Here is an 8,320-nt window from a genome sequence, read left to right on the forward strand (position 1 = left end):
GAGACAGTCATTGTGGTTGTTATATGTTAACTGAATACCAAAGAACTGGCTCTCTTCTGGATACAATGGGCGTGAATACCAGCTTCCAGACCAAGTCAACGATGGCGACATACCCGAACTGAAATAAGGAGTCAGTGGAACGTTGCTTATCTTTGAAATGCGGTAGCGTAATGCGACGGTGAAAGCATTGATGAAATAATACTCACCCATCGTGGTCGAAAGATTTCCAAGTTTGGCGCGTAATGACAAATCACCGGGCGCCATAAATTTGTCTCTGACCTTACCGTAAATCGGTTTTCCCCAGTTGTAGTCCTGGTAAACGATCTGAGAGATTCCCAATTCAATTTTTCGGGTATAACCGAAATTCAAATTGAAAGCAGACGAACCGTTCTTAATGTTTTCGGAAGTTCCGATGCTCCCAGCCCAGAACCGACCATGAAAACTAAACATGGCAGCGCCTGGTGGGATTGTCATCGCTGAACTAACCCAATTTGTTCCCATACCGCCGGAATATTCCTGGGCTTTGACGACAGGAACAGCAGCAACGATTAAAGCCAATACAAGCAACCCAGTGGTTACCAATTTCATAACCCCTCCACAAGAGAATGGCTGGTTCAAACCTAATTATTGAAACGTACGCATTTGTGGTACGTACTGTCAAGTGATTTGCGCTTGGTGAATATTATTTGACGAAGAACACGTAGTAAACGTTCGCAACCATTGCCAATTGTGCGATGATCGATACAATTTGACTGGTTAACTCTCCGAGCGAACCGGCAATTATGACTGTGTCGCCCGGTTGTAACTTCGGAATGATCCGTTCGTCACCCGTTTTAAGATAACGCTTAATGTTGATTGTCAATACTTCTGAGCCCGATGACGAGGATCGAATCACACGAACATTGTCCAGACGTGCTTTCGGTAACGGACCACCGGCTACCGAGATCAAAGTCATTAGATCGGTGGTAGATGGTACTAAGTATTGACCTGGTTTAGCGACCAGTCCCCAGACATTAACAGCCATCAACAATTCGTTCTGACTGCCGATGTAGTATTGGGCGCCGCGCTCACCACCGGTTCCGATCAAAGTGCCGGTAGCTCCCATCTGTTGAGCGGAAGCAACACCCGACATCGAAACCACGAAAATCAGGATTAGCCCGAATGCAATTACCGCTTTACGCAAGTCAAATTCTCCTTATTGTATTGTAAAACTAAAGATTGCTACTGATCCACCGTGAACTAAAGTATTGGTTTGCCAAAACTCGAATCGAACATAGTATTCTCCGGGTAGTAACCGGTTCTGAGAGTCCAAAAAAGCACTGGATGCGCTGCCATCATCGTTAAACACTACTTCATGGCTATTGTCATATGTTCGATCCCAACGCCAAACTAACTCATCGTTTATCGTAAGTACTTTTAGAGAATACTGATTTGGCGAACGTTCCGGATTCGAATAAGGATTGTTCCATTGGAAGAGTGGCACACCTAAATCAAGATTCGTTGCGGTCAAGCCATCGACTTCACGCAATATCGAAAACTTCATTGTATCCGACGCAACTGAAACGTTCCCGAAGGCATCGACTGCATGAACCCAGTACTCAAATGCGCGCACGCTGTCTGTTATTGGATCGGGGAAGATAGCGGCATCGCGTACGACATATTCACGAGCTGACGCACTGAGAAATAGTCCTGATGGGGTATTGCCAGAGTATGCGCTCCGGTAGTTCACAATCCACGAGGCAATATCGTTCTCAACTGGATTCTGCCAAGCAATCCGGAAACCATTCCGGGAGTATTGCCCCAAAATAAACGGACCGCAGGTTGAATCGGACTCGATTGTCTCCATAGTTAACAATGGATACAATATCGGTTTGAGCGGAGGTGTTGAATCCTCCGGTGATTCGTCTTTTCCGCAACCGCCAAAAACGATTACGAACAAAAGGACTGCCAAATAGGGGAGTCGTTTCATGTTATCTCCCTAAAATTGGAAAGTAACGCCAATCCAATGCTGATTGCCAAGCTCCGGTTGCTGAAATGCATAGTCAAGCGTACCTCGCCACAATTTTACCCCCGCTCCGTAAGCCATCAGTCCCTTACGTTGACCCAAGCGAACGGCAAGCATACGATCATACATGTACTCGACTCCCCAGTTCACCTGATACTCATACTTCTTCTCGGTGTTCAACTCAAAAAGAAAATCACTTTTCATTGTAGGAAACGGTTGATTGTAACCGACACCCCAACGAAGATTCAATGGTATAGCATCTTCTACGCCGCCACCCCAATTGATTCCGGTGCGGGTAAAATCGTCGGCAACCAAAGCAAAATTGACGTCGCCAAGTGTTTTTTGGGCAAGGAGATCGTTAAGCGAAAATCGCATTCCAATACCGCCATCGACACCAATCCCTGATGCTTTTTTGTTGTAAAGCGCAGTTCGAATTAATTTGACATTCAATCCAACTGGAATCTCAATTGGCAGTGAGAAGTAGCTCCAGCCAAATTCGGCAGTGAACCGGTTCAACTTCGCAAAAGTAAAGAATAATGCGTCTTCCCGGTCGGTTGTGACTCCAATTGGCTTGCCGCCGCGTTCGCGGATCGTTTGTTGTCGCTCTTCGATCGAAAGATTGTTGTAATCGGGCCAAATGGGAATATCATCGACGCCGAGACTAACCCAATGGATACCGATTGCAGCACCTGTGATAGGCATGGCAACACCCGCAACGTGGTACTTTGCCAATCCATCAAAGAGAGGTACATACATTGCATTAAATTCGATACTCCGCAATCGGGAAAGCAAAGCAGGATTCCAATAGAAAGAACTTGCTTGATCACCGGTCGCTACCGCACCACCCATTGCAAGCTGACGAGGACCAACACCGATTTCAAGAAACTCGCCGGCATAGCGAGCCGCTGAGAGAATCGAAGCGAAGCTGAGTATTAGAAGTAATGTAAGAAATCGTTTCATGGGATTACCTCAGCTTCGCTAATTTGCCTTTGTGCTCAATGGTCTTTTCGCCATTCTTCGCAACAAATCGATAAAAGTACACGCCATTCGCAACAATTTGCCCGTTTTCATCTCGACCATCCCAGGTGATTTCCCGATAATTAATCACCTTGGGATCGGTTTCTCTTACCGTTCGAATTTTCCTACCGGATACCGTATAAATGTGAATATGCACCGGCTCATTTGTTTGATCAGTCAAGCTGAAAAAGAACGTTGTCGTCTTGTGGAAAGGATTTGGAAAATTTCCAATCCATTCCAATTTGAAATCGTTAGCTACCCGGAAAACAATCGAATCGTTCGACCGGTTACCAGCTAAATCGGTTACTTCCAATTTTGCCCAATGCCGACCGGTATCGAACCGACGATAGATTGTTACTGGCATCGTATTCGAACTTGGTAACCCGGTTGGAACAATGAGTTCGCTCGGATCCAAAGTATCGCCATCGACTAGTCCAACCACAGTACCAGCCACCGATAAATCAACTCCGCCGTTGTCGTATACCAAAGCGTTGAATTTCGCACCACGGCGGACGTAACCATCATCGGAGAAGATCTGACCTTCCGCGGTTAAATTGAACCGCGGTGGAGTGCGATCTTGATTATCAATGAGGGCAAATTGATAAAACGGTGCGCCATCATAATGGTGGACACCAGAGGTATCTACGGTAGATGATAACATCCTCCACAAGCCAGTCTCCGAGCGACCATGCACTTTGATGCGGTTTCCAATAACACTATCGACGGTAACATCGAGCAAGATTCGTCGTAATTGAACGGTAGTATCGGATAAACGGAGTAGAAAGCCGCGACCACTTGTTAACGTTCGTCCACGATTAGGGAACTTCAGCTCCGATTGGGTTCCCGCCGAGAAAGTATCGATAGCTGTGAACTGTAAAACTGTTGAAGTCTGCTCCAGCCCACCAGGTGGAACGGAAAACCGATAACGCGTAGATGGTTCGTAGGTATCACCATTGGTTCCCGTTGCTCCGTTGATCCACCAGTAATTCGATACCATGGTACGTTCATAATAATTGTTTGCCTCATTGATTTCCGGCAGCGTTGAATCGGGATCGAGCCGGAAGGTAAACCAATAAGTACCTGGTTTACTGCGGACTGGGAAGTACAACGAATACCGATCCCGGTTTCGAATCGAAGGGATACTTTGCACATTCGTTTCTAATGTGTCGCGATTTAACGAGAGAATGATCAAACGCGCACTGCTCGGTACGGACGGATATTGCCCATTGTTGAAACAGGTCATTTTTACAAACAATGTGTCACGAACGATTAACTCAGGTTGACTCACCCAAAGTAGATCGGGAGCGGGATCAGTTGCGAGAAAGAGTTTATTCGCCGATGTATCCCGGTTATTGAGTGAATCGATTGCTATCGTTTGAACAATGAACCAGAACTTTTTCGGTAACCCACTAATCTCCGGAGAGGAATACCAGTGCAGACCCCGGCTTGGATCCGGTGCCATGTCCAACGTATCGCGTTGAAATGGTTGATTCGGAATTGAATCGATTACCGTCGAGTCGTAACGCTCAACTTTTAAGCGCAAGGATGCTAAACCATTGCTGTCAAGAACTTTTGCATAAACGTGGAAACTTGAATCAGCCACTACCGGGAACGGAACGGTGATTAACGAATCAGTAAGAGTTCGACCAACTTCGCTTAATAAGTAAAACTGCGCCGCTACCCGTACCGCAGGTCCTTGTGCCGTTTCGATAAAAATGCGTACAGTACCAGTTCGGCCACTGGTGTAACCGGTGGGAACTAACAACCGTGCTTGAAAATTAGAACTTGTCACGGGAATCACAGTCTCTACCGGATTCCATGAGCTGAATTCGATTGGATTATTGTCGTATTTGTACCAGCGAATCCTCGCTGTACCACTCGATATCGGTAGAGTAGCGCTTACCGTGATGGAATCGCCGCTTTGCACGATATCGGGTGTAGACGTGCCAAGAACGTCTTGGAATGATGGAAATCGGATGCCGGGGTCGCCTAACAACGAAGTAGCCCAGAATGTGTTTCCATAAGGACCAAAGTAAGGAATCCCGCCGATGTAATTGATGTAATCGACTTTTGTATTCGTCATTAGCTGACCATAAGTAATGCCCGGGTGTAAAGCCAACTGCTTGAACATCTGCTCTTGGAACACTAAACCTTGGTCACGATAGCCTAAACCAGCACTGCCGAAAATACCGATTGAGCCTCTCGAATTGGAAAAAATAAACTCCTCGCCCATCGTTGCCCGTTGCTGCGAACCATTGAACGACACGATAAAACAGGAAAAATTACAAATAAGACCGTACCGGCCTTGATTCGTCATATCCTTGATGTATTGGGTGCGGAACAACCCATTATCCGCCCAAATTCCGCCTCCACCGTGACCGTTATAGATGACCAGCGAGTTCCCGTAGCCAAAAAGCTCTTGCAATACTGAGGTGTTTCCATAAAATGGCGAGCTGGTAGAAGTAACCTGTAACCGGGAAAAGTCAAACATCGGTCCGAGGATATTCATGCTTTTCAGTTCAGACTGCTCGAAAACACCAGGACCGCCCTGTCCTCGAATGAAAAGCACTGAATTCATCCAGCGTTCCTGATGGGTCGAATTCTCAAACTCCAGTACTTTGTTGAAATAGCTTGCTACTTCATCGCGGTTACGAGCAGGAACACGGCTAACCGCAATATCAGGGATAAAATCGTTGTCGAGGAGTTGATACCAAGTATCGGAACCAATCAAGCCAATTTCGTGAATCGGTTTCAATGGATGCGGAATCAACGCCCCTTGTCGCCGGGGAACTTGTTGCTGATTGTATTGTGCATCGCCAAGCAGCATAACCGTTCGAGGTGGATTCGACCAGTTCTCAACCGCATAGCTAAGGAAATTGCGAATTGCATCCCGGTGAAACATGCCATTAGAAAACCGGCGGTAAACCTGCTCGACATCGATTTTCATCACACCGTTATATTGCTGTCGCCGAAATTGCAAAACCTGCTCAAGCTCGGACGATCCCAATAACTCGTTTGTACCGATTACAAGATATTCCGCGCCACCGTTTGGCGGGGTCGATAAAGAGTCGGCGGCAACAAAAGCCATCATTGAGTCGGGCACGGTTTTGATACGGTCGCTTGTTATCGCGAAGTACTCAGTTGCGAGCCCCGGTCGATCTTGGAAATGGATTCGATAACGAATCTGTTGGTTTTGGTCGATGTAGCGTTCGACTGTACCGTTGATCAACTTCGCCTGATTGGTGCGGAAAACATGAATATCGGGACTGGTAAAATTCGAGATTAGATAGTCATAGGTAATAGTATCAGGGCGTAACGAACTTACTCGTGGGGTCCCAATGCGAATCTCGTTCCGGTCAGCAATCGGCAATCGCAAGTACTCGATCTGAAACCAGTTGAGTGCGATCCGGTTCGAGGTATTATTTGACGGTGCATCGCCGGGTGAGAAAATCGATAAGGTATCCAAATTGTGATGGAGATTGTTGTTTAGTATTGTTGAGATCGAACTTGTTTCGGAGATGGAATATTCCTGACTTTCCCATGTGCTTAAGCTATCTCCTCGGCCAAACTCCAAACCGTTGTCACTAGTACCATTTAGTAAGGCGAATGCATGATTCTTGGAACCGTGGCCACTCAATCCCGTTAAACAGACCCGAAGTTTGATTGGCGAATATGCTTGAGTATCCGGGTAGGATATTCGAAAAGGGTAATTCTTAATTTCGTAATTGTAGATACCGGCGTCCCATAACCAACGGTCGCGTAAGTCATCATCCACTTCCGACAAACTTGCTAAATAATTATTTTCCTCGAAATGATATTTCACATTTGCAGATGTCACCGGAATGAAGGAGTTTAAATTCGTTACGCGAATCTCACCGGAAATCTCCGGCATTCGTACGCCATTGTAGCCATTCCACCCCAACAAATAGGAACGATATTCGCTGTATCGATTACCGCTAATATCTTGAGCATTAACAGTATCTTCAGGAAAAGGAGTACGTCCGAAGAACTCGATTTGGTCTTCTTCGTCGAATCGACCATCCTCATCTCCAACAATGTGAATGGGAACCGTTACTCCTTCTGCTTCCAATCGGAGTCGCGCCGGATCGATGCTGTGAATTGGTACACCGAGGTTAGCCAACTGCTGACCACTAAATCGATAGTATCCAAACTCCCGGACATCGATGCGAACAGCACTGCCGTTGTCGACTGCGGCGACTCGGGGGGTTGCTGTCATTCCGGTGCGCAAATTTGCTGGGATTGTGGCTGAAAACACACCAAGCATCTTCGCTAAATCGTCACGTTCTCCTGCTGTTACAGCTCGTCCGCCAAGCGTAACTAAACTCCCGTTACCGCTGATTTCGATCACGATGCGCTTGATCGCCATCAACTCGCCTCGACTGGCATCGTAACGCACGGGATGAATGACGACAGCTGCCAATGGGATGCCGCGGTATTTGCCGGTAAGTCTCACTTCAGCAAATTGAATTGGTTGAAAACCGGGTAGATTTTCAGTTGGCGCATCAGCAACGATGCTATCGCCCAAAATCGAGGGAAATCGAGCCAGCGGTTCGGTGGATTGCCGCTTGGTTTCGATTTCGACTATCCGCAACCGCACATCTTCTTTGAGCCAAACGAACGATTTTACATCGATGGGAAGTGTGTAGCCAGCATCGGTAGGGGCTGAAAAGATCCCCGCAATATCCACTTGCACACCTTCGGCAATTGTGCTTAGCGAGGGTTCAGGATACTCGAAGACAAATCGTAATGATTGGTTGGTTTGGGCAAGGATGCGTGCCGAAGCAATCACCGAAGAGTCGGTGGCTTTGTCATTGCGGGAACTCGATAGGTTCGCATCCGACGCGGTATGAATCACTTTTGGAGAAGTGCTGGCGTCGTTACGTTGAAGCCCATCGAGAGGAGCGGCAACACTGTTTATATACAAAAACGCGCCAAGACCGAATATGGCGAAGGCGCGCCACCAAATAGATGGCCGAATCACAGAGAAGTTCCTCCGAACCTGCATGCGTTTAAAACCTCAGCAAAGATAGGCGAGACCCGCCTAATCGCCAAATTGCACTTTGTTTAACCTCTATCAATCGCAAATGGTTCGGAATCGCCTCCTGTTCTAATGTTCTGTAGTGTAAGTGTTACGGTTTGAAAAGTCAAGTTGGGGAATGAATCTCAAAAAATCAAACCATCGGAACAATTCTCGCCGAGCAGTTGTTCATTGTGAAATGACTACGGAATGAAGCGTTCCGGACGAATAAAATCATAACATTAGTTGTAGAGTAGGGC

5 protein-coding genes are annotated in these 8,320 nt (G+C 46.9%); all 5 read right to left on the bottom strand.

Features of this window, described 5'->3' with window-relative positions; translation table 11 throughout:
- A partial coding sequence (locus tag OEM52_11765; protein ID MDK9700813.1) for a hypothetical protein occupies positions 1-588 on the bottom strand: 588 nt, incomplete at its 3' end.
- Between the two features lie 94 nt (positions 589-682).
- Positions 683-1,183, bottom strand: a complete 501-nt coding sequence (locus OEM52_11770) for an SLBB domain-containing protein (GenBank protein MDK9700814.1) — start codon at positions 1,181-1,183, stop codon at positions 683-685.
- A gap of 12 nt (positions 1,184-1,195) precedes the next feature.
- Entirely contained in the window at positions 1,196-1,969 is a 774-nt protein-coding gene (locus OEM52_11775; protein MDK9700815.1) for a hypothetical protein, read from the bottom strand.
- Positions 1,970-1,978: 9 nt separating this feature from the next.
- The gene (locus OEM52_11780; GenBank protein MDK9700816.1) at positions 1,979-2,965 is read right to left on the bottom strand and encodes a hypothetical protein; all 987 of its coding nucleotides are present in this window, start codon (positions 2,963-2,965) and stop codon (positions 1,979-1,981) included.
- Positions 2,966-2,969: 4 nt separating this feature from the next.
- Complete coding sequence (locus OEM52_11785; protein ID MDK9700817.1) at positions 2,970-8,024, bottom strand: C25 family cysteine peptidase; 5,055 nt, start codon at positions 8,022-8,024, stop codon at positions 2,970-2,972.
- Between the last annotated feature and the right edge of the window lie 296 nt (positions 8,025-8,320).

Source organism: bacterium (assembly GCA_030247525.1).
GTDB lineage: Bacteria > Electryoneota > JAOADG01 > JAOADG01 > JAOADG01 > JAOTSC01.